The sequence below is a fragment of the Micromonospora sp. NPDC049101 genome (genome assembly GCF_040648675.1).
Taxonomy (GTDB): domain Bacteria; phylum Actinomycetota; class Actinomycetes; order Mycobacteriales; family Micromonosporaceae; genus Micromonospora.
Genome location: NZ_JBEZED010000029.1, coordinates 84,675 through 104,608 on the forward strand (window position 1 = coordinate 84,675; position 19,934 = coordinate 104,608).

16 protein-coding genes and 2 pseudogenes are annotated in these 19,934 nt (G+C 69.0%); 12 read left to right on the top strand and 6 right to left on the bottom strand.

Annotation, left to right across the window (positions count from 1 at the left end; all coding sequences use genetic code 11):
• Positions 1-3 precede the first annotated feature (3 nt).
• The 5 genes from AB0B57_RS30370 (at position 4) to AB0B57_RS30390 (ending at position 5,592) form a co-directional block, all read left to right on the top strand.
• Positions 4-315: a hypothetical protein gene (locus AB0B57_RS30370; protein ID WP_357077425.1), complete on the top strand. Its 312-nt coding sequence runs from the start codon at positions 4-6 to the stop codon at positions 313-315.
• 165 nt (positions 316-480) lie between these two features.
• The gene (gene pflB / locus AB0B57_RS30375; RefSeq protein WP_357077428.1) at positions 481-2,718 is read left to right on the top strand and encodes a formate C-acetyltransferase; all 2,238 of its coding nucleotides are present in this window, start codon (positions 481-483) and stop codon (positions 2,716-2,718) included.
• Positions 2,718-3,467, top strand: a complete 750-nt coding sequence (gene pflA, locus AB0B57_RS30380; protein WP_357077431.1) for a pyruvate formate-lyase-activating protein — start codon at positions 2,718-2,720, stop codon at positions 3,465-3,467. The genes pflB and pflA overlap by 1 nt, the downstream gene beginning before the upstream one ends.
• A 117-nt stretch (positions 3,468-3,584) precedes the next feature.
• Complete coding sequence (locus tag AB0B57_RS30385; RefSeq protein WP_357077434.1) at positions 3,585-4,544, top strand: nitroreductase; 960 nt, start codon at positions 3,585-3,587, stop codon at positions 4,542-4,544.
• Between the two features lie 85 nt (positions 4,545-4,629).
• The gene (locus AB0B57_RS30390; protein WP_357077437.1) at positions 4,630-5,592 is read left to right on the top strand and encodes a nitroreductase; all 963 of its coding nucleotides are present in this window, start codon (positions 4,630-4,632) and stop codon (positions 5,590-5,592) included.
• 59 nt (positions 5,593-5,651) lie between these two features.
• Here the strand turns inward: AB0B57_RS30390 and AB0B57_RS30395 are convergent, their stop codons facing one another.
• Positions 5,652-6,599: a universal stress protein gene (locus AB0B57_RS30395; RefSeq protein WP_357077440.1), complete on the bottom strand. Its 948-nt coding sequence runs from the start codon at positions 6,597-6,599 to the stop codon at positions 5,652-5,654.
• Positions 6,600-6,833: 234 nt separating this feature from the next.
• On the opposite strand from AB0B57_RS30395, the gene AB0B57_RS30400 reads away from it, so the two are divergent.
• From AB0B57_RS30400 to AB0B57_RS30415, 4 genes and pseudogenes are all read left to right on the top strand, one after another.
• Positions 6,834-7,424, top strand: coding sequence for a hypothetical protein (locus AB0B57_RS30400; RefSeq protein WP_357077443.1), 591 nt, complete (start codon positions 6,834-6,836; stop codon positions 7,422-7,424).
• A gap of 274 nt (positions 7,425-7,698) precedes the next feature.
• Positions 7,699-9,423: a GAF domain-containing sensor histidine kinase gene (locus AB0B57_RS30405; protein WP_357077446.1), complete on the top strand. Its 1,725-nt coding sequence runs from the start codon at positions 7,699-7,701 to the stop codon at positions 9,421-9,423.
• Positions 9,424-9,927: 504 nt separating this feature from the next.
• Positions 9,928-10,512 (top strand): DoxX family membrane protein, encoded by a 585-nt coding sequence (locus tag AB0B57_RS30410; RefSeq protein ID WP_357077449.1) that lies wholly within the window; start codon positions 9,928-9,930, stop codon positions 10,510-10,512.
• 108 nt (positions 10,513-10,620) lie between these two features.
• Positions 10,621-11,019, top strand: a pseudogene (locus AB0B57_RS30415) (ATPase); the annotation flags it as partial.
• A 7-nt stretch (positions 11,020-11,026) separates the two neighbouring features.
• On the opposite strand, the gene AB0B57_RS30420 reads toward AB0B57_RS30415, so the two are convergent.
• The 3 genes from AB0B57_RS30420 to AB0B57_RS30430 all read right to left on the bottom strand — a co-directional run bounded on the left by AB0B57_RS30420 (position 11,027) and on the right by AB0B57_RS30430 (position 13,901).
• Positions 11,027-11,665, bottom strand: coding sequence for a response regulator transcription factor (locus AB0B57_RS30420; RefSeq protein ID WP_357077452.1), 639 nt, complete (start codon positions 11,663-11,665; stop codon positions 11,027-11,029).
• Between the two features lie 307 nt (positions 11,666-11,972).
• Positions 11,973-12,662 (bottom strand): CBS domain-containing protein, encoded by a 690-nt coding sequence (locus AB0B57_RS30425; protein ID WP_357077455.1) that lies wholly within the window; start codon positions 12,660-12,662, stop codon positions 11,973-11,975.
• A gap of 198 nt (positions 12,663-12,860) precedes the next feature.
• Positions 12,861-13,901: a zinc-dependent alcohol dehydrogenase family protein gene (locus tag AB0B57_RS30430; RefSeq protein ID WP_357077458.1), complete on the bottom strand. Its 1,041-nt coding sequence runs from the start codon at positions 13,899-13,901 to the stop codon at positions 12,861-12,863.
• A 150-nt stretch (positions 13,902-14,051) separates the two neighbouring features.
• Between AB0B57_RS30430 and AB0B57_RS30435 the strand changes: the two genes are divergently transcribed.
• Positions 14,052-14,243: a hypothetical protein gene (locus AB0B57_RS30435; RefSeq protein WP_357077461.1), complete on the top strand. Its 192-nt coding sequence runs from the start codon at positions 14,052-14,054 to the stop codon at positions 14,241-14,243.
• 895 nt (positions 14,244-15,138) lie between these two features.
• Here the strand turns inward: AB0B57_RS30435 and AB0B57_RS30440 are convergent.
• Entirely contained in the window at positions 15,139-15,417 is a 279-nt protein-coding gene (locus tag AB0B57_RS30440; RefSeq protein ID WP_357077464.1) for a hypothetical protein, read from the bottom strand.
• 56 nt (positions 15,418-15,473) lie between these two features.
• Between AB0B57_RS30440 and AB0B57_RS30445 the strand changes: the two are divergent.
• Positions 15,474-16,088: pseudogene (locus tag AB0B57_RS30445) on the top strand (DUF2254 family protein); the annotation flags it as partial.
• 478 nt (positions 16,089-16,566) lie between these two features.
• Here AB0B57_RS30445 and AB0B57_RS30450 read toward each other — a convergent pair.
• Positions 16,567-17,742, bottom strand: coding sequence for a metallophosphoesterase (locus AB0B57_RS30450; protein WP_357077467.1), 1,176 nt, complete (start codon positions 17,740-17,742; stop codon positions 16,567-16,569).
• Positions 17,743-18,047: 305 nt separating this feature from the next.
• On the opposite strand from AB0B57_RS30450, the gene AB0B57_RS30455 reads away from it, so the two are divergent.
• Positions 18,048-18,347, top strand: a complete 300-nt coding sequence (locus AB0B57_RS30455) for a hypothetical protein (protein ID WP_357077470.1) — start codon at positions 18,048-18,050, stop codon at positions 18,345-18,347.
• Positions 18,348-19,934: the final 1,587 nt, after the last annotated feature.

Consider the following 19,934-nt stretch of genomic DNA (forward strand, 5'->3'; position numbering starts at 1 on the left):
ACGATGACGACGACGGTGACACCGGTCCGCCGCGGCGATCGGGAGATCGGCGCCTACATCGACGGACGCTTCGTGCCGGCCGTGGATGCCACCACCATCGCGGTGGCCGCGCTGGCCACCGCGACGGTGGCCACCGCCGCGGTGGCGGCGGGCCTGGCCCTGCGTCGACGACCGGCGATCGGCACGGTGACGATGGGTCCCGGCGGCTGGATCAGTCTCAAGCGCACCGGCAGGCCGCCGCTGCGCGCCGCCTCGACGAACCGGCCCTGGTGGGCGCACCTGTTGCGCGCGCACCGGCTCGTCGAGCAGCGCTGAGGTGGTCCGCCCGTACGCCGCCGGGCCACCATGACCAACCCATCCAGGGCCGACAAGATCGCGCCCGCACCCAGAGGTCCCGGACGGTCCCGACCCGTCCGGGACCTCTGGCCCTGAACCGCGAGTGGTCGCTCGGCAAGGCTGGGAGGAGACGAAGGAGGGGCAATGGCCACCACATCCCACGAAGCCTGGCGCGGGTTCCGCGGCACCGGCTGGCGCGAGACGATCGACGTCGCCGGGTTCATCCACGACAACATCGAGCCGTACTCCGGTGGGTCGGAGTTCCTGACCGGGCCGACGCGCCGCACCGAGCGGATCTGGCAGCAGCTGCAGCGCATGTTCGTCGAGGAGAGCCGCCGCGGGGTCTACGACGTGGACGCCCACACCCCGTCCACGATCACCTCGCACGAGCCGGGCTACCTCGACCAGGGCCACGAGCTCATCGTGGGCCTGCAGACCAGCGCACCGCTGCGCCGCGCGATCATGCCCAACGGCGGGCTGCGGATGGTGGAGGCCGGTCTCCAGGCGTACGGCTTCACCCTCGACCCGGCCGTGCGGACGATCTTCAGCCGATACCGCAAGACGCACAACGACGGCGTCTTCGACGCCTACCCGGCCGGCGTGTTGGCCGCCCGCCGCTCGCACATCATCACCGGATTGCCGGACGCGTACGGCCGGGGCCGGATCATCGGCGACTACCGGCGCGTCGCGCTGTACGGGGTGGACCGCCTGATCGCCGAGCGCCAGGCGGTCAAGGCATCGCTCGACGGTCAGCTGTCGTCGGAGGACGTGATCCGCGACCGTGAGGAGCTTGCCGAGCAGATTAGGGCGCTGGAGGAGCTGCGATTCATGGCCAGTCGGTACGGTTGCGACATCTCCGGCCCGGCGAGCACCGGCCGCGAGGCGATCCAGTGGTTGTACTTCGCCTACCTGGCGGCCACCAAGGAGCAGAACGGCGCGGCGATGTCGCTGGGCCGGACCGCCACGTTCGTCGACGTCTACCTGCAGCGCGACATCGAAGAGGGCCGGCTCACCGAGCAGGAGGCGCAGGAGCTGGTCGACGACTTCGTCATCAAGCTGCGGATCATCCGGTTCCTGCGCACGCCCGAGTACGACCAGTTGTTCTCCGGCGATCCGACCTGGGTGACCGAGGCGCTCGGGGGGATCGACTGCGACGGCCGCCCACTGGTCACCCGCACGAGCTTCCGCTACCTGCAGACCCTGTACAACCTGGGCCCGGCCCCGGAGCCGAACCTGACCGTGTTGTGGTCGCCGGCGCTGCCCGAGGGGTTCAAGCGGTTCTGCGCCCAGGTCTCCATCGACACGAGCGCCATCCAGTACGAGAACGACGACCTGATCCGGCCCGCGTACAGCGACGACACCGCCATCGCCTGCTGCGTGTCGGCCATGCGGGTGGGTAAGGACATGCAGTTCTTCGGCGCCCGCGCCAACCTCGCCAAGGCCCTGTTGTACGCGATCAACGGCGGCCGCGACGAGATGACCGGCGAGCGGGTCTTCGTCGCCGAACCGATCGCCGACGACGTGCTCGACTACGACGAGGTCCTGGCCGCGTACGACCGGACGCTGGACTGGCTGGCCGAGACCTACGTCGACGCGCTCAACGTCATCCACTACATGCACGACAAGTACGCCTACGAGCGCATCGAGATGGCCCTGCACGACTACCCCGTGCACCGTTTCCTCGCCACCGGCATCGCCGGCCTGTCGGTCGCCGTGGACAGCCTGAGCGCCATCAGGCACGCCCACGTCAAGGTGCTGCGCGACGACACCGGTCTGGCCGTCGACTATGCCGTGGACGGGGACTTCCCCGCCTTCGGCAACAACGACGACCGCGCGGACGCGATCGCCGTCGACCTGGTCGAACGATTCATGGCGAAGATCCGGCGGCAACCCACCTACCGGGGTGCCGAGCCTTCGCTCTCGGTTCTCACGATCACCTCGAACGTGGTCTACGGCACGCACACCGGCAACACGCCCGACGGGCGGCGCGCCGGTGAGCCGTTCGCGCCGGGCGCGAACCCGATGAACGGCCGCGACACGCACGGCATGGTCGCCGCCGCGTTGTCAGTCGCCAAGCTGCCGTACCGCTGCGCGCGCGACGGGATCTCGCTGACGATCACCGTTACCCCGGACGGCCTCGGCCACGCCCGCGACGAACGGATCACCAACCTCGCCGGAGTGCTCGACGGCTACACCGACGGCGGCGGTTTCCACATGAACGTCAACGTGCTGAACCGGGCGACGCTCGAGGACGCCATGGCCCACCCGGAGAGGTACCCGCAGCTGACCATCCGCGTCTCCGGGTACGCGGTGAACTTCGTCAAGCTCACTGCCGAGCAGCAGCGCGACGTCATCTCCCGGACCTTCCACGGATCGCTGTGATGGCCGTCGTCGTCACGCCGGTGACCGGCTCGCTCCACTCCTTCGACATCTCCACCGGAGTGGACGGGCCGGGCACCCGGTTCGTCGCGTTCCTGGCCGGTTGCCCGCTGCGCTGCCTCTACTGCCACAGCCCCGACACCCAGTACCGCCGTTTCGGCCGACCTACCTCGGTCGACGACCTGCTCACCGAGATCCGCCGCTACGAACGTTTCCTGAAGGTCGCCCACGGCGGCGTCACCCTCAGTGGCGGCGAACCGCTGCAACAGCCCGCCTTCACCCGCGAGGTGCTGCGTCACTGCAAGGAGATGCGGCTGCACACCACCCTGGACACCAGCGGGCTGCTGGGCGACCGCGCCGACGACGCCCTGCTCGACGCCACCGACCTGGTCCTGCTCGACATCAAGTCCGGCGACCCGGCCACGTACCGGAGGGTGACCCGCACCGGGCTGCTGACGCCGACCGTGCGGTTCGCGCACCGCCTGGCCGACCGTGGCATGCCGATCTGGGTCCGTTTCGTCCTCGTGCCCGGTCTCACCGACGACCCGTGCAACGTCGACGCCGTCGCGTCCATCGCGGCCAGCGTGCCCACCGTCGAACGCGTCGAGGTGCTGCCCTTCCACCGGCTGGGTGCTCAGAAGTACGCCGCCCTCGGCCTGCCGTTTCCGCTGGCGGACACGCCGCCGCCGGACGAGGCGCTGCTGCATCGGGTCCGTGCCCAGTTCCACGATCACGGGCTGACGGTGTACTGACCGCCACTGGCGTGGAGCCCGGCGGGTACCGGCCGGCCGCTGGAACGGGACCTTCGGCCCTGAACGGCCGGGGCGGGCAAACAGCAAGGTGGTGGTGACGGATACGGAGGTTTTCCCATGACACCGCTCGATCAGGCCGCCCGCGCCGCACAGCACGCACCGTCGGTCTTCAACACCCAGCCCTGGAACTGGCGGATCAGCGGCGAGACGATGGAGCTGTTCGCCGAGGCGGACCGCCGCGTCGACAGCATCGACCCCGACGGCCGGCTGTTGCTGCTCAGCTGCGGCGCCGCCCTGCATCATGCCCGCATCTACCTGGCCGCGGCCGGCTGGTCCGTGACTGTCGAACGCCTGCCCGACCCGGCACGGCCCGATCTGCTAGCCCGGATCGACCTCGGCCGGCCGGTGCCACCAGATCCCGAGGCGGTACGCATGGCCGCCGCCATCCCCCACCGCCGCACCGATCGGCGAGCCTTCGACGACCGACCGGTGGCCGACATCGAGTTGACCAAGCTGCGCCGCTTCGTCGAGGCGGAGGGCGCCTACCTACACACGGTGCGGCCCGACCAGGTGGCCATGCTCGCCGTCTCGGCCGAGATCGCCGCCGCCGTCGAGCTGGCCGACCCTGCCTACCGCGCCGACCTGCACCGCTGGACGAACCGGCCGGAGAATGCCGGCGACGGAGTGCCACCGACCACCGCGGTCAAGCCGGAGCTGCGGCGCGTACCCGTCCGCGATTTCTTCCCCGACGCCGCGGCGAAGCTCACCGCCGGCGCTGTCCACGACCAGGGTGCGGCCTACGTCGTCCTCTTCGGCAACGGCGACGAGCGCGTCAACCTGCTCCGCGGCGGTGAGGCGCTGTCCGCGCTGCTGCTGCTGGCCACCGCCGACGGCCTGGCCACCGCTCCGCTGAGCGACGCCGTCGAGCCTGAGTGGCCCCGCCATCTGCTGCGCCGCCTGGTCTCCCACATCGGAGAGCCGTACCTGGCGGTCCGGCTCGGCTACCGGCCCGACCGCGCACCCGTCCCCGCCGCACCGCGTCGCGATCCTCGCGACGTCATCACCACCGTGGAGTAGGCCACGACGTACCCCTGACGGTGGCAACCGAAGCAGCTTGCCCGGTTGTCGTCGTCCCCCTCGACCAGCGCGAAGGAGACCCGCTGTGAACGGTTACCGCGACGCGGACCTGCAAGCGGCGGCGGAGGCCGGCATCCGCGCGCCGTCGATGCACAACAGCCAGCCGTGGCTGTTCCGACTGCGTGACGGCGCCATCGAGGTCGTCGCCGACCCGGCACGGCAGCTCGCCGTCGCAGACCGGTCCGGCTGGGCGATCCGCCTGGCATGCGGCGCCGCCACCTACAACGCCCGCCTCGCCCTCGCCATGCGCAGCCGGCCCGCCGAGGTGCACCCGCGCCCCCGCTCCGCCGAATCCGCCGTGATCACCCGGCTCATCCCCGGCCCGGCAAGGCCACCGACCTACCCCGAGCAGGACCTGTACGCCGCCATCGGCCGCCGGCACAGCAACCGGACGCCGTTCTGGCCCGAACCGGTGCCGGCTGACGTTCGCATCCGCCTCATCGACGCCGCGCGCAGCGAATCCGCGTGGCTCGACCTGCTGGTCGGCATGACCGCCCTGGCCGGCTTCGCGGAGATCGCCGGCAGCGCCGACCGGGTGCTGCGCCGCGACGCCCGCTACCAGGCCGAGCTGATCAGCTGGATCCACGCCGACGACGCGCCCGACGGCGTTCCGGTGGGTGCCGGCGCACCCCTGCCCGAACCGCAGGACCTGCTGCCACAACGGGCCTTCGGCAACCGGTGCCGCGCACCCGTCCGTGCGCACGATCCCGAACCGCTGATCGGCGTCCTCGGGGTGGCCGGCGACTGGCCGGTGGACCAGATCAACGCCGGCCAGGCCCTGCAGAAGGTCCTGCTGACCGCAACCGACGCCGGCCTGGCCACCTCGATGATCTCGCAACCGATCGAGGTACCGGCTGCCCGTGACCAGCTGCGGCGCTCCCTCGGCCGGACCGGATACCCGCAGCTCGCCCTGCGCATCGGCTACGGCACGCCCGGACGACCCACCCCGCGGCGGGACGTCGCCGACGTCGTCGTCAGTGAAAGCTGATAGACCGGCGGAGGCGCCCGAACGACACCGTTCCCAGGACCGTTGGACCTGATCATGGCCTACGTGTCGATGGCATGAAGCACGCTGCGGACATGCGCCCGCGACGACGTGGCGACCGTGTCCGCGGCAGGGACCATGCGTGGGATCAGTACAGTCGGGCTCGTCCTGCGCACACCCGCCCGGTCCTCCCGCGCGCTGCAGAGGAGCTCGGCGAAGCTGCCGCTCAGCCCGATTCCCGCCACCATGAGGCGACCGCGCCGCAGGGCGCGTCCGACGGTGTACTCCATCTCGGAGTCACTGACGACCAGGCGTTCGACAGCCACATCGGGAAAGCGTGCCGTCCAGCTGACCAACGCCTCGGCCAGCGCCTTTTCCGCAGCCGCCCGTTCCTCGACGTACGCTCCGGGGCGAACAGCGGGCGGAATCCCCTCTGCGGCGCCGGGCCTCGTCCACATGTGCATCGCCACCAGTGGTGCGTCCACCAGGGCGGCCCGCGCGAAGGCATATCCGAGTGTGGCGTCGCCCTCCGGCCGGGCCGAGACCGCCACCACGACCGGTCCCTGGGACGGCGCGGGTCCGCGGTAGATCATCAGCGGACAAGCGCTGTGGTGTGCCAGGTACGCGGTCGTCGAGCCCCACGTCGGCCGCGCACACGACTCATCTCGGTGCCCGAGCACGAGCAGGCGGGCGGACCGGGATGCCTCGGTCAGCAAGGTGGCGGCACCGCCGTCGAAGAGGTAGCTCGTGACCGGCACGTCTGCCCGCAGCAACCGTGCGCGGCGCGCCGACAGGTCGAGCAGCCGTTGCGCGTCGGCGCGTGACGCCACAGCCCCACGTCCGCGATAGGCGCCGGTGTACCGGCCGGGCCAGACGTGCACGATGAGCAGCGGGGCTCGATACAGGGCCGCTTCGGCGGCCGCGAGATCAACCAAGACCGGTCCGATGCGCGAGCCGTTCACCGCGACCACGACCGGTGGGTTCCGAGGATTCGACACGTCGCTACGCATAGCCGCAAGGTAGGCCCCCGGCAGCCGCCGGTGGCACGGTCTCCGGACACCATCGGCCGGGCTGTTGGTCCCGGTCGGCCGCCGGCTATGTCGCGCTTCACCCTCGATGAGTACGCCGCCCGGTCGCACAGCAGGACGGGACCTTCGTCCCGTTCAGGTCAGGCACATGGCCTCGGGATGCGCGCCCTGAGATGGCGCAGTCTCAAGGTGCGGACATCAATGAAGGAGGGCACCATGACAACCATCGGCCGGGGCACCGCCACCCGCCTGGAGCACCTCGAAGCCCCCGGCGCCATGCTCACCACGACCGCCGCCCGGGCGCTGGCCGTGCTGCGCATCTCCACGGGCTTCGTCTTCCTGTGGGCGTTCCTCGACAAGACGTTCGGGTGGGGCTTCGCCACCACCTCGGAGCGGGCCTGGATCAACGGCGGCTCGCCCACCAAGGGCTTCCTGGCCGGCGTCGAGGTCGGCCCCGGCTGGTTGCAGAGCTTCTTCCACGGCATCGCTGGCGATCCGTGGGCCAACTGGGCCTTCATGCTCGGCCTACTCGCCATCGGCCTCGCCTTCATGTTGGGCATCGGCATGCGCCTCGCTGCCGGCGCCGGCGCGCTCATGATGCTGCTCATGTGGGCCGCCGAGTGGCCGCTCGACAAGACCACCAGCGGTGGCGAACCCAGCGGGTCGACCAACCCGATCGTCGACTACCACATCATCTACGGCCTCGCCGGCATCGTCCTGGCGCTGACCTACGCCGGCCAGACCTGGGGCCTAGGCAGATGGTGGGCCTCCCTGCCCATCGTTCAGAAGAATCGCTGGCTCATCTGACACCACGCACAGTCATCGACGGGACACCATCGTCCGGCCGCAGGTCCACGGCCCGGCGATGGTGTCCCGCAGAGCAGCCCAGGACTTGACCCACTACCCGCCCCTTGCGTCTGGACCAGGCATCTGCCGCCGTCACTCCGCAGCGATCGGTCGATGCTGACCGAACGGAGCGGCGGACAGCCCTCGATCTCTGCGGGGCCGCCATCGGCGGCCTTTCGCAGAGGCAGGCCGGCCGTCAAGCCGTAACCCCATGGTCCGCGCTAGTCTCAGCGTCATGGTGGACCATCCATCGGCGGACGACCGGATCGAACGGCCGTCGCTCGGGCTCAGCCCGCTCTCCCGTGTCCGGCTTGACGAACTCCTGCAGGAGATGCTCGACCGGGTCGGCGAGGTGATGGCGAGCCGGGAGCGTCTGCGATCGCTACTCGACGCGGTCGTGGGCATCGGCACAGATCTGGACCTGCGCAGCACCCTGCAACGCATCGTGGGGGCAGCGTGCGCGCTCGCCGGCGCCCGTTACGGCGCGCTCGGCGTACTCGGCGCCGATCGCACCGACCTGAGCGATTTCATCACCCACGGCATCGACCCGGCCGCGCACGCCAATATCGGCGACCTGCCACACGGCCGCGGGATCCTCGGCCTGCTGATCACCGACCCGCGCCCGGTGCGGCTGCCCGACATCATCAAACACCCCGACTCGTACGGCTTCCCACCGCACCACCCACCGATGCACAGCTTCCTCGGCGTGCCGGTTCGTACCCGCGACCAGATCTTCGGCAACCTCTACCTCGCCGAGAAACAGGGCGCAGACGAGTTCGGCCAGGACGACGAGGAGATCGTCGTCGCACTGGCCGCGGCAGCCGGAGTCGCCATCGACAACGCCCGGCTCTACGAACTGGCTCAGCGCCGCGAACGCTGGCTCGCCGCCACGGCTGAGATCACCAGCGTGCTCCTCGGCACCGTCCAGCGCACCGAGGCGCTGCGGCTGATCGCCCGGCGGGCCCGTGAGGTGTCCGGCAGCGAACTCGTCCTGGTCATGCTGTACGACGAGATCAACGCCAGATACTCGATCGAGGTGGCCGACGGCGCCGATCCTTCGTACGGCGAACTCGCCGGCAAGCTCGTTCCCGTGGAGCCGGCTGCCGCAGCAGCGTTCGGGAAGGAGAAGTTCCGAGCCGTCGAAAACCTTCGTGCCGCCATCGAGTGGCCGTGGCCGGTGCCGGACGGTCCGGCAATGGCCGTCCCGCTCGCCGGCCCGGACACCCTGCACGGCGTGCTCATCGTGGCTCAGCCACCCGGGCAATCATCCGGCGACGAAGACGCCGCACAGCTGTCGACCTTTGCCGGGCAGGCGGCCCTGGCCCTCGAACGGGTCCGGGCTCAGGAGGAACGTCAGCAGCTCGTGTTACTTGAGGACCGGGAGCGCATTGCCCGGGACCTGCATGACGTGGTCATTCAGCGGCTGTTCGCCACCGGCATGCAGCTGCAGGGCGCTGTGCACCAGGCCGGAAGACCGGAGGTAGCCAAGCGCATCAACGCCGCCGTCGACGACCTCGACGCCACCATCCGTGACATCCGCCGCTCGATCTTCGAACTACGGACCCCTACCGGCCCGTCCCTGCGCGCCGAATTGAACGAGGCGGTGGCCACGGCAGCCGAGACGCTTGGTTTCCGACCGGTCCTGGACACCTCCGGACCGGTGGACAGCGCCATTCCCGACGACATCAAGCCCGAACTGATCGCCGTACTTCGGGAGGCCCTGTCGAACATCGCCCGGCACGCCGAAGCCACGAATGCCCGGGTTTCGCTGCGGGCCGCCGACGGCGAAGTCGTCATGTGCGTCGAGGACGACGGCAAAGGCTTCGACCCGGCCCTCGCCCGTGGCGGTGTCGTCAACATGGGTGAACGCGCACAAGATCTGGGCGGCAGCTTCGAAATCGGCGCCGCACGCGAAGGTACCGGGACAACATTGACCTGGCGGGTCCCGACCGGCGGCTGAGAACGGTCACCCCATCCTGGGCGACCTGCCCGACACGGCCGTCATCGTCCTCGTCACGATCAACACGCTGGTCGGTGTGCTGCGGAAGATCCGAGCCGATGCCCGCGATCGCCGCCCTCGATCAGCTCGTCGCACCCACGGCGCGCATTGTGCCGGACGCCATCACGTGACCCCTCCGGCCGCTTCGGGCGCCCCGCGTCCAAGGCTCGGCGGGCGTCCCTTCCAGCCCGACAGGACCGGGAGCCTTCCTGCGGGCAGTGGCCTACGAATAGTGGCCTCACGTGCGATGACCCAGCGATCCGAGCGAGGGCATTGGTGAACCGCATGCTCGTGGACGATCCGCTCGACGAGCACGGCCTGCGGGCCACAGCTGCCGAGACACACCATCGCACCTCGGCCGAGCGGTCAGGACTTTGGTCCCGTACGAGTCGGGTGCTTCGACCCGGGCGGCGAAGTGTCGATCGGAGCAGAGTCAGGGGCGGAAGAAACGATTGAGGAGGAACGATGAACACCATCGACCGGAGCCGTACGGCGCACCTCGAACACGTCGAGGCGCCCGGGGCCATGCTCACCAAGACCGCCGCCCGGGCCCTCGCCGTGCTGCGAGTCTCCACCGGGTTCGTCTTCCTGTGGGCGTTCTTGGACAAGACCTTCGGCTTCGGCTACGCGACGCCTGCGGCGAAGTCGTGGATCAACGGCGGGTCACCGACCAAGGGTTTCCTGGCCAATGTCGAGGTGGGACCGTTGCAGGGCTTCTTCCACAGCATCGCCGGCGACGCCTGGGCCAACTGGGCGTTCATGCTCGGCCTGCTCGGTATCGGCCTCGCGCTCATCCTCGGCATCGGTATGCGCCTGGCCGCGGCGGCGGCCGGCGTCATGATGGCCATGATGTGGGCAGCCGAATGGCCGCTCGCCCAGCACACCAGCGCGGGCAAGCCGAGCGGTTCCACCAACCCGGTCACCGACTACCACGTCGTCTACGCGATCGGCGCCATCGTGCTCGCTCTGACCTACGCCGGGCACACTTGGGGCCTGGGCCGGCAGTGGGCCAAGCTGCCCTTCGTGCAGAAGAACCGCTGGCTGATCTGACCGAAGCGATCGACAATGCCCGGCCGGTGCACCGGTCGGGCATTGTCGTGCCCAAAGCACCAGCAGTCCCTGCATCGCTTCACTCTTATCGGCGCAAGCTGGTGTCGCGATCGCCAAAAGATCGTGGCCCTCGTCGTGATTCAGAGGCTGTTCGCCACCGGGCTGCAGGTGCAGAGCAGCCCGCCGCTGATCGCCCGACCCGGAGGTCGGCTCTCGGATCATCGCCGCAGTCGACGAACTCGATTCCACGATCAGGGACATCCGGCGTGCCATCTTCGAACTGCGGACCCCGATGGCTGCGGACCTGTGGACCGAGATCAGCGACGCCGTAGACACCGCTGCCAGGTTGCCCACCGTTGACGACATTGGGATTGGCACGGGCCCGACGCGGCCATTGGCGGCCTGGTGAACCTGCGTGAGCGCGCCTTGAGGCTGAGTAGCGAAGGCGCTGTGGAACCAGCCGATCCGCGCGGCATGCGGCTGCGCTGGGAGCGATCCGCTGGGTGACTGAGGTTCAGGAGCGCTGGCCGAGCAACCGGGTGGCCAGTACGGCGGCCTGGGTACGCCGTTCCAGCCCAAGCTTCGCCAGCAGGCTCGACATGTAGTTCTTGACCGTCTTCTCGGCGAGAGACATCCTCCCGGCGATTTCACGGTTGGTCAGCCCTTCCGCGACGTACTCCAGGATCCGGCGCTCCTGCTCGGTCAACGTCTCCAGCTCGCGCGGCTGCTCGACGCCGTTGCGGATGCGTTCCAGCACCCGCTGGGTCACCGCTGGGTCGAGCAGCGACTGTCCCGCCGCCACGCGGCGGACCGCGTCGACGAGGTCGGTGCCGCGAATCTGCTTGAGCACGTACCCGTCTGCGCCCGCCATGATCGCCGCGAACAGCGCCTCGTCGTCTTCGTAGGAGGTGAGAATCAAACCCCGGATCGACGAGTCGACGGCACGGACGTCCCGACACACGTCGATTCCACTGCCGTCGGGCAGCCGTGCGTCGAGGATCGCCACGTCCGGCCGCAATGCTGGTATGCGCGCCGTGGCCTCCCGGGCCAACCCTGACTCGCCCACCACTTCGATGTCACCAGCGGCGTGTAGCAGGTCGGCCAGGCCACGTCGGACGACCTCGTGGTCGTCGAGGAGGAAAACACGGATCATCTCCCCTGTCTACCTGGTGCGGCACCGGCCGAGACAGGGTCGAAGGTCCCGTTACCCGCGATCGGACAGGAGCTCGGGCCCGACCGTTCGGGACGTTCGGCTCTGCCAATTCGGCCTGGCCCAGCCACGGCGCGAAAGAGAGCTCGCACCAGGTCCTGGCGTGGCTGATGACCAACTCCGCGACTCGCAGGAGGCACCGCGATGATCAGCCGCCAGGTGCGTCAACAGCCCGGCTCGCGTCGGGCCGTCGGTGCGGCCAGTCCACGGGCAGGTCAGCGAGCGTCGTGCAAGGTCTTGCCTCGTTGCCTCAGGCCACGCCATAGACGAGCCCGGGGGCAACCGTGTAGCGGTCGTCGACGTCGAATTCGACTTCGTCGAACACCTCGACGACTCCAGCGACCTGGTGCGTCAGCCGGACAGCCGTGTCGGCCGTCGTCCAACGCTCGACACGTCCGGTCAGCGTCACGGCACCCTGGGCCACCGCAACCGTTACGTTGTTGGCCGCTTCGGCCAGCAACGGGGTGAGGACACCGGTGTGCACGTCCTGTTGGATCTCGTCGTCCAGCCGCAGATACACCTTGAGTAGGTCACCGCGGGAGACGATGCCGACAAGCCGGCCCAGGTCGTTGACGACCGGGAGGCGCTTGACCTGCTCGGCGTCCATCAGCCGCGCTGCGGCGGCGAGCGGTGTGCCGACGAGGGCAACGACCGGCGGGCTGCTCATCAGCTCGGCGGCGGTTCCGGCCCGTGCCTTCGCTCGCGCCCCGCGCCGGCGTCGGCCGTCGAACAGCCGGGGGGTTTCCGCGCCCGCGTACTCGATCTTTCGCAGCAGGTCCGCCTCGGACACGACCCCGGTGACCCGCTGGAAGTCGTCCACGACGGGCACCGCGCTGAACCGGCAGCCGACCAGCAGATCGACCAGGCTTCGATAGGAGGCGGTCTGTTGCACTGACACGACCGCCTCGGTCATCACATCGTCCACTTTCCAGGCCTTCATCACAGCCCTCCCTCTCTCCTCACCACCGACGCTACGAGTGCCGGGACGCCCTGGTCAGGGCCGATCGACCCCTCCCGACGGGCCAACCGGTGCAGCGCGTGGTGATCACCACTGACACTGGGATCTGGCTGGCTGGCGGTGTGCAGGCAAGAAGGTTGCCCGTCAGCGCCGGCCAGCCGCCGGCTGGCAGCGACATCCTCATCGCGAGAGCACCACCTTGAGCGCGCCGGTGCGCGCCGGGTCGGCGAAGACGTCGTACGCCTCGGCGACATCGCCCAGCTCGAACCGGTGGGTGACCAGGTGGCCGACATCGAGTTGGCCGGCGACGAGCATGTCGAGCAGCTGCGGCGTGGAGTACGTGTCCACCAGGCCCGTGGTGATCGTGACGTCGCGGCTCCACAGGTCTTCCAGGTGCAGAGTCGCTGGCTTGCCGTGCACACCGACGTTGGCGATGTGGCCGCCGGGCCGGACGAGCGTGGTGCAAAGCTCGAAGGTTTGCGGGGTGCCGACCGCCTCGATGACGATGTCCGCGCCGAGGCCTCCGGTCAGAGCCTGGACGATGCCGAGCGGGTCGTCGGTGCCGACCAGGATGGTGTCGTCCGCGCCGATTGTCTTGGCCGCCTGCAGACGGCTCTCGGCCTTGTCGATCATCACGATGCGCGCCGGCGAGTAGAGCCTCGCCGTCAGCACGGCGGCGAGCCCGATCGGGCCCGCGCCCACCACCACGACGGTGTCGCCGGGACGAACGTCGCCGTTGAGCACGCCGACCTCGTACGACGTGGGCAGGATGTCGGCGAGCAGCACCGCCGTTTCGTCGGTCACCTGCTCCGGCAGCTTGTACGTGGACAGGTCCGCGAACGGGATCCGGGCATACTCGGCTTGCACCCCGTCTACCAGATGACCAAGGATCCAGCCGCCACCACCCAGGCACTGACCGTAGGTGCCCTGCCGACAGTAACGGCAGATCCCGCACGCGGAAATGCAGGACGCGAGCACTCGGTCGCCCTTGGCCAGTCCGCTGATACCGCTGCCGGTCTCGACAACCGTGCCGACCGCCTCGTGGCCGAGCACTCGACCGACGGCGACCTCCGGCACGTCGCCGCCGAGGATGTGCAGGTCGGTGCCGCAGATGGTGACCGCGTCGACCCTGATGATCGCGTCCCGGGGTTCCTGGATCGTCGGGTCCGGGATCACGGTCCACGACCGCGAACCGGGGCCGCCGTACACAAGTCCCTTCATGGCGTCTCTCCTCTTCCCGATGGGCTACGCCTCCACGGTCTTCCCGTCAGAGTCCGCTCACCGGGGACCTCCGGCCCTGTCGAGCGAGCCCGAAGCGGGACTACCAACGCGGCAACGAACATGCCGCGAGGGAGTGAGGGCGAGGGACAAATGTCCATCTACTCGCGGATCTTCGCTAGGTGGCCGGCAACTACAGGCTATGACATTTCCGGCGGGGTCGAGGTGCACGGCGCGATCCTCGATGAGCAGCTCGCCGACCTTCGCCTGGACGGCCCGGCCGACGCGGGCGAGATCTGGCGTGGTCAGCTGATCGGTAAAGGGGCAACGATGAGGGACCGCTGACCGGCACCGTAGAAGACGGGCGCCATCGGCGAAACCGGCGCCGACCCGCGCATGGTGACCGACCAACAGGTCCCCACGACCTCGCCAGGCATGTGACCTTGTCCGCAGTGGGTCCGATCGGCGAGGTGGCTGACACCCCGGCGTCTACCGACGTTCCAACAAGTGTGGCGACACAAATCGACTTGTGTCGGCACCGTCGGACACACCCGCGCCGCGGCGTCCCATATTCCCCACGACTCTCCGGCCCATCACCGATCGACTCCGCGTCCCCGCGACAAGGACGATTCGGACGGGTTGTACGGAGGTGCCAGTCAGCCCGGAGGGTCCCTCGCTGAAGTCGTCGGCCGCTGATCAAGGAGACGCCTGCCCAGGTCACACCGGCAAGCGCTTACATCGACGGGAACATCTCGGACCCCGCCGGTCAAGACCTGCCCTTCGTCCGGGCCTTCCGCGACGGCTTCGGCACCCGCGAGCTGGATCGACGACCTCAGGTCCTTCACCCATGATCGGCCGGGTGTGGCCGCGATGTGGTAGGCGAGTGGTCGCTATGCACCTGGTACGCGATGATCATCGGAATGGTGGTGAGGTCACCCTGGCCGATCTGCCGTTGGGTCCTTGGGCGGGCGTGTCCGTTCAGATGTGGACGACGAAGACGGGGCAGGTGTGGCACGCCGACCCGGAGTGCACTCGCGTCAAGGTCCGTGGCAGGGAGATGGTTCACCGTCAGCCTGAGTCTGGTGGTCTCGACCAGCTGTCGCTTCCGGACGGGCTGCATTGCAACCCTCCGGGAGCGCTGGCGACCTACCTGCGGGCTGCGGACAAACTGCTGAGGTACGGGGCAGACACTCAAGCGGCCGAGGCTCGCCTGGCTGACGGCGATCTCGACTTCGGACTGTTAGGCGATGACCCGCACTATTTCTGGAGCGCCGCCGATGAGGTGCTGATCTCGGGCGAACTGGCCGCCTACTGGGAGGCGGCACGGCGACGTCGGGAGCGCCTCGTCGAGAAGGTACGACAAGAAGCCGGTCCGACGACGCAGCGTGCGCGCCGCACATCGCGTCGGCCTCGGCGGACTTACCTCCTGCGCGAACGTTTTGATCATCGCCTGCAACACATCAGGCGACGCGCCCGCGATCTGCTCGCACAGCAGCTCAACAGGGTTCGCGACGTTCATGTTCGCCATGGTGGTGCTGGCCGCGCTACCGGACCAGGCGAACCAGGGGCTGCCCCGAGCTGTCCCTGGCGGTGTCGATAGCGCTCGTCCTGGTCAGCAGCGCCACCTTCATCTACTACCTGCACCACATCACCACGGCGATGCGGGTGTCGCACATCATCGGCTCCATCGGCGCGCAGACCCGACGATCGATAGCCGGCCTTCCTTCGCCCGACGACCCCCAGGTCGTTGTCCTCGGTGCGGTGATACAGACCGTGCCGGCCTCAGAACCCGGCATGGTCAGCAACGTCGGTCTCCCCCTGCTCGCGCGGCTGGCCCGCGAGCACGACTGCGCCATCACCGTCGTGCCCACACCGGGTGACTTCGTCGTCGCGGGAGCACCGCTGCTGCACATCCCCCGGGCCGCCGACGCCACGCCTCGCCCCGTGCCAGTCGAGGCGGCCGAACAGGGCGTGACCATCGGCGTGGAACGCACCCCGGGCCAGGACCTCGGTTTCGGCTTCCGCCAGCTCGCCGACATCGCCGAACGCGCGCTGTCCCCCGACATCAACGACGTCACCACCGCCGCACGCGCCGTGCAGGAGGCACACGACCTCCTGCGCCGGCTCGCCACCCGCCCGACCCGACCCACATCGTCCGCGACGACGACGGCACTGTCCGCGCTCGGATGAGAAGCATCTCGTACGACACCATCCTAGCGATGATCATCGACGACATTCGACTCGTCTCCCGCCAGCAGCCCCGCGTCCAGCGCCTACTGGACTCCGTCGTCCACGACGTGGCCGCCGTCGCGCTTCCCGCCCACCACGCCGCGATCCGGCGTCGGCTACCAACACGACCGCTGACAACCTGCCCTGACACCCTTCAATTGACGTCGTTTCCCAGTTCACGTCCCGGGTCGGCACCCAACCGGCGGAACAGGACGGGATCGCCCTCGCGACCAACGCCTCACGACGGAGACTCTGTCGGTGAGTGCCATCCCGCCGCTGCGCCGCTCGCGATGGATCCACCCCATCGTCTCCGGCAAGAACTGTTCGTCGACCTCATGGGTGCATGCGGGTGGATCCCTGGGCCCGGGTAGCCAGCGGAGTTGACCGGGGAATCCCGGTCACGTTCAGGTGAGGCGGTAGGTGTTGGGCCCGGTCGGGGCTACCTCGCTCGGAGGGTGAGCAGGGTGATCTCGCTCGGCGCGAAGATCCGGAATGGCGGACCCCAGAAACCGGTCCCCCGGCTCGTGTAGAGCTGGGTCTGGCCATGCCGGCTGAGGCCCTGCACGACCGGCTGGTCGAGCCGGACCAGGTAGTGGAACGGCCACATCTGGCCGCCGTGGGTGTGCCCGGACAGTTGCAGATCCACGCCGGCCGCGACCGCGTCGTCGATCTGCTTGGGCTGGTGCGCCAGCAGCAGCACGGGCAGCCGCGGGTCGGTGCCGGCGAGCGCCGCGGCGTGGTCGGCGCGGTGACCGGCGACGCCGGACGAGGCGGCGGTCACGTCGTCGACCCCGGCGACGACGAGCCGGGCGCCGCCCCGCTCCACCACAAGGTGCCGGTTGTGCAGCGGCTCCCAGCCGAGGGTCCGCATGTGCTCGACCCAGCCCTCCGCCTCCCCGTAGTACTCGTGGTTGCCCGTCACGTACACCCGGGCCAGCCCGGCCCGGACGGCGCCCAGCGGCGCGGCCTGCCCCCGGCGCTGGTCGACCGTACCGTCGGCGATGTCGCCGGTGTGGCAGACGATGTCGGCAGCCAACCCGTTGACCACCTCGGTGGTCCGCGCGGACCAGCGGGCACGGTCGATCGGTCCGTAGTGGGTGTCCGTCAGCAGCACCACCCGGACTCCGTCGAGACCCGCACCCAGCCGATCCACGGTGACGTCCACCCGCCGGACCCGGGGCACTCGCATCGCCTCGGCGTACCCCCAGACGGCCAGGACGACCGAGACGACCGCTACACCGACCGCCACAGCCCGCGACCGCACCGGATCGGCGACCCCCGCGGCGGCCAGCGGGAGCCGGGCCACGTTGCTGAGCAGCGCCCAGACGAACAGGATCCAGACCAGGCCAAGGAGTTTGTCCCCCGCGCGGGCCGCCGCGTCCAGCCGCCGGCGGCCGTGCCCGAGATACATCAGAACGGGGAACGCGACCAGCGCGACGACGAACACGCTCGTGCCGGCAGCCACCACCGGCGCCGGCCACCGCGCCGCCACCGTCAACGTCCACCACGGCAGCCCGAACAGCAACGCCAGGAGCGCGACCAGCGTCGCCCCGGACACCAGCGGTCGCAGCGACCCTCGCGCCGGCCGCACCTGTACCGCATCGCCAGCAGCCATCGTCGTCCTCCGTTCGGGTCCGTGCAGCATGACACGGTCCGGGCCGGATCGACCACGCCGGAAACCGGGACGGATCCGGCCCGTAGGTGATCAACCGGCAACCCGGAGGCGCCTCGGTTCGCCTACGGTCAGCGGGTGGCGGGCGAGAATCTGCGCCTGATCATTTCAGGCTCGCCGGAGACGGCCCGTGCGGTTGAGTCGGCGCTGTCGTTTCGCGCCGGTCGCGGTCGACGTGGGCGGCGACATCGCCGCCACACGGTTCCTACGCGGCATCGCCGAGGTGGGCCCGGCGGGCGTTGCTGGCCATGACCGCCGACAACGACTTCCGGTGGCTGGAACTGGTCAGCTGTCAGGTCGACCTCGCGGCTGTCGGCCAATCGATTCCAGTAGTGGTACCCGAGCTTGGCGTCTCCGGCGAGGACCTCGCCGAGGATCAGCTCTCCGCCGAGCAGGTCCTGAATGATCAAGGCAGTCACCCCGCATTGACCACGGGCTGGGTTGCCGGTGTGCCAATCCTGCACATCGTGCGGGTCACAGGTATCCGCTCCCCAGCCGCCGCGCAGTACCGGCCGCAGCATCTCCAGGTCAATCGCGGGAGGGACTGATCGTTGGTCGCGCGCTTCAGACGTCACCCAGGAAGGGGCAGCCCTCGACCGGGTCGAGAGTCAAGGGATACCCCGCCTCGGGTCCTGGCCGACCGAATGGCGCCACTAGCGGGCGCGCTCATCTGGCACCCCTCTGTGTCAAGGGGCGGCGAGTAGTGGTGTTCTAGGCAGTTGTTCGGCGGGCCCGTCCTCGCAAAGACGGCGTCTTTGATCATCTGCTTGTAGACGGCGTCGGACAGGCGTCGTTTCAGGCGGCGTATGGCTTCCATCGGAGTCTTGCCGGCGGCGAGTTTGCGCCGGTAATACGCGCGACCTTCGGTGTCGTGCCGCACCTGGACGATCGCCGTGATGTGCAGGAACCGGTTGATGCGCCGGTTCCGGCCCGGACAGTCGGTGGCGTTTCTGGTCGCCAGACGAGGTGTCCAGCGGTGCGGTGCCGTTCCAGGAGGCGAAGTGGCCGCGGTTGGGCGTCAACGGGATGTTGAGTCGGTGCTTGCCGACGTCCCGGTCATCTAGTGGTTTGAGCACTCGCAGTCGGCGTTGAAGCACCTGTAACAACGAGGCTTGTTCCAGCAGTGCCAGCACGCGTCACAGGCGGCATCGTTGGTACGCAAAGTGTGGTACGCCACGGCTTGCGCGTTCGTAGGGTCAACTGGATCATGACAGGTCTCGCAGGTTCCCACTTCGGCGATCTCACGTCCAGTCACAGTGTCCACCCCGTCATCTCCGGCCTGCCAATTGCCATACGACTCGGAAGGGTAACTGGGGTGGAGACGATCGACTCAACCCAGTGCTGACGCTGCCAAGTTGGTCATCAGACCTGCTTCGACAGACATAACAACGGTGACAAGCGTTGCTACCATCCGGCTCACCTTGCTCTCAGGACTCATTGCCGATACGGACACTGAGACCAGGGTTGAGATGCAAGCCAAACTAAGGAAAATCAGCACCACGGCCCAGTGGGTCAACACTGGGTTCAACCGACCGGCTCCGTGATCAAGGGTAGCCATGTCCGGCACATGCCGTCTCCTCCGTTCGGCTCGTTAGACGTCGAGGCGGCCTTGACGCTCGCTCACACTGCCCTCGAGTCGATGACGGGTGCGGCAGCGTGCGCCTCGTGCGGGCAGGTACCGGCCTGCCGCTTGACTCCTGACCGCATAGGGTCGCAGAGGCTCCGCTACTCAAGGGCGACCGGTCTGTGGCCGTTGCCTGCGACGCGAAGCGCCTTTGACGGTGGAGGGGTGGCCGGACACCATGCGCGCCGCCGCACCCGGAGCTCGACGACCGTGACGCGCTCTGCGGCCGGACGTGGGCAGCTGGTGCACGTCGTCCAGGCCGTGCCGGTCGGCCGCCGGCCAAATCTTCCCACCCTCATAACCCACGGCTTGTCTGGTTGGCGCGGCCCGGCTCCGCTACTCCACGCCAGCCGACGGGCTGCCTGCGTGTCCGGGCCAAAGCGCCTGAGGTATCGCCGCCCGACCATGTCCGCTAATACTGCAACGGCAGTAGGCGAATCGAGTTCGGCTCGCGTTCGTTGGTCTGCCTGTGACGGACGTTGATGTCGATCAGTGGCATGGCGAGTTGGAC

What these genes read in the sequence shown, in the direction of transcription:
- AB0B57_RS30370 (WP_357077425.1), top strand. Translation starts at nt 4, where the DNA reads ATGACGACGACGGTGACACCGGTCCGCCGCGGCGATCGGGAGATCGGC.
- pflB (WP_357077428.1), top strand. Translation starts at nt 481, where the DNA reads ATGGCCACCACATCCCACGAAGCCTGGCGCGGGTTCCGCGGCACCGGC.
- pflA (WP_357077431.1), top strand. Translation starts at nt 2,718, where the DNA reads ATGGCCGTCGTCGTCACGCCGGTGACCGGCTCGCTCCACTCCTTCGAC.
- AB0B57_RS30385 (WP_357077434.1), top strand. Translation starts at nt 3,585, where the DNA reads ATGACACCGCTCGATCAGGCCGCCCGCGCCGCACAGCACGCACCGTCG.
- AB0B57_RS30395 (WP_357077440.1), bottom strand. Translation starts at nt 6,599, where the DNA reads ATGCGTAGCGACGTGTCGAATCCTCGGAACCCACCGGTCGTGGTCGCG.
- AB0B57_RS30400 (WP_357077443.1), top strand. Translation starts at nt 6,834, where the DNA reads ATGACAACCATCGGCCGGGGCACCGCCACCCGCCTGGAGCACCTCGAA.
- AB0B57_RS30405 (WP_357077446.1), top strand. Translation starts at nt 7,699, where the DNA reads ATGGTGGACCATCCATCGGCGGACGACCGGATCGAACGGCCGTCGCTC.
- AB0B57_RS30410 (WP_357077449.1), top strand. Translation starts at nt 9,928, where the DNA reads ATGAACACCATCGACCGGAGCCGTACGGCGCACCTCGAACACGTCGAG.
- AB0B57_RS30420 (WP_357077452.1), bottom strand. Translation starts at nt 11,665, where the DNA reads ATGATCCGTGTTTTCCTCCTCGACGACCACGAGGTCGTCCGACGTGGC.
- AB0B57_RS30425 (WP_357077455.1), bottom strand. Translation starts at nt 12,662, where the DNA reads ATGAAGGCCTGGAAAGTGGACGATGTGATGACCGAGGCGGTCGTGTCA.
- AB0B57_RS30430 (WP_357077458.1), bottom strand. Translation starts at nt 13,901, where the DNA reads ATGAAGGGACTTGTGTACGGCGGCCCCGGTTCGCGGTCGTGGACCGTG.
- AB0B57_RS30435 (WP_357077461.1), top strand. Translation starts at nt 14,052, where the DNA reads ATGTCCATCTACTCGCGGATCTTCGCTAGGTGGCCGGCAACTACAGGC.
- AB0B57_RS30440 (WP_357077464.1), bottom strand. Translation starts at nt 15,417, where the DNA reads ATGAACGTCGCGAACCCTGTTGAGCTGCTGTGCGAGCAGATCGCGGGC.
- AB0B57_RS30450 (WP_357077467.1), bottom strand. Translation starts at nt 17,742, where the DNA reads ATGGCTGCTGGCGATGCGGTACAGGTGCGGCCGGCGCGAGGGTCGCTG.
- AB0B57_RS30455 (WP_357077470.1), top strand. Translation starts at nt 18,048, where the DNA reads ATGACCGCCGACAACGACTTCCGGTGGCTGGAACTGGTCAGCTGTCAG.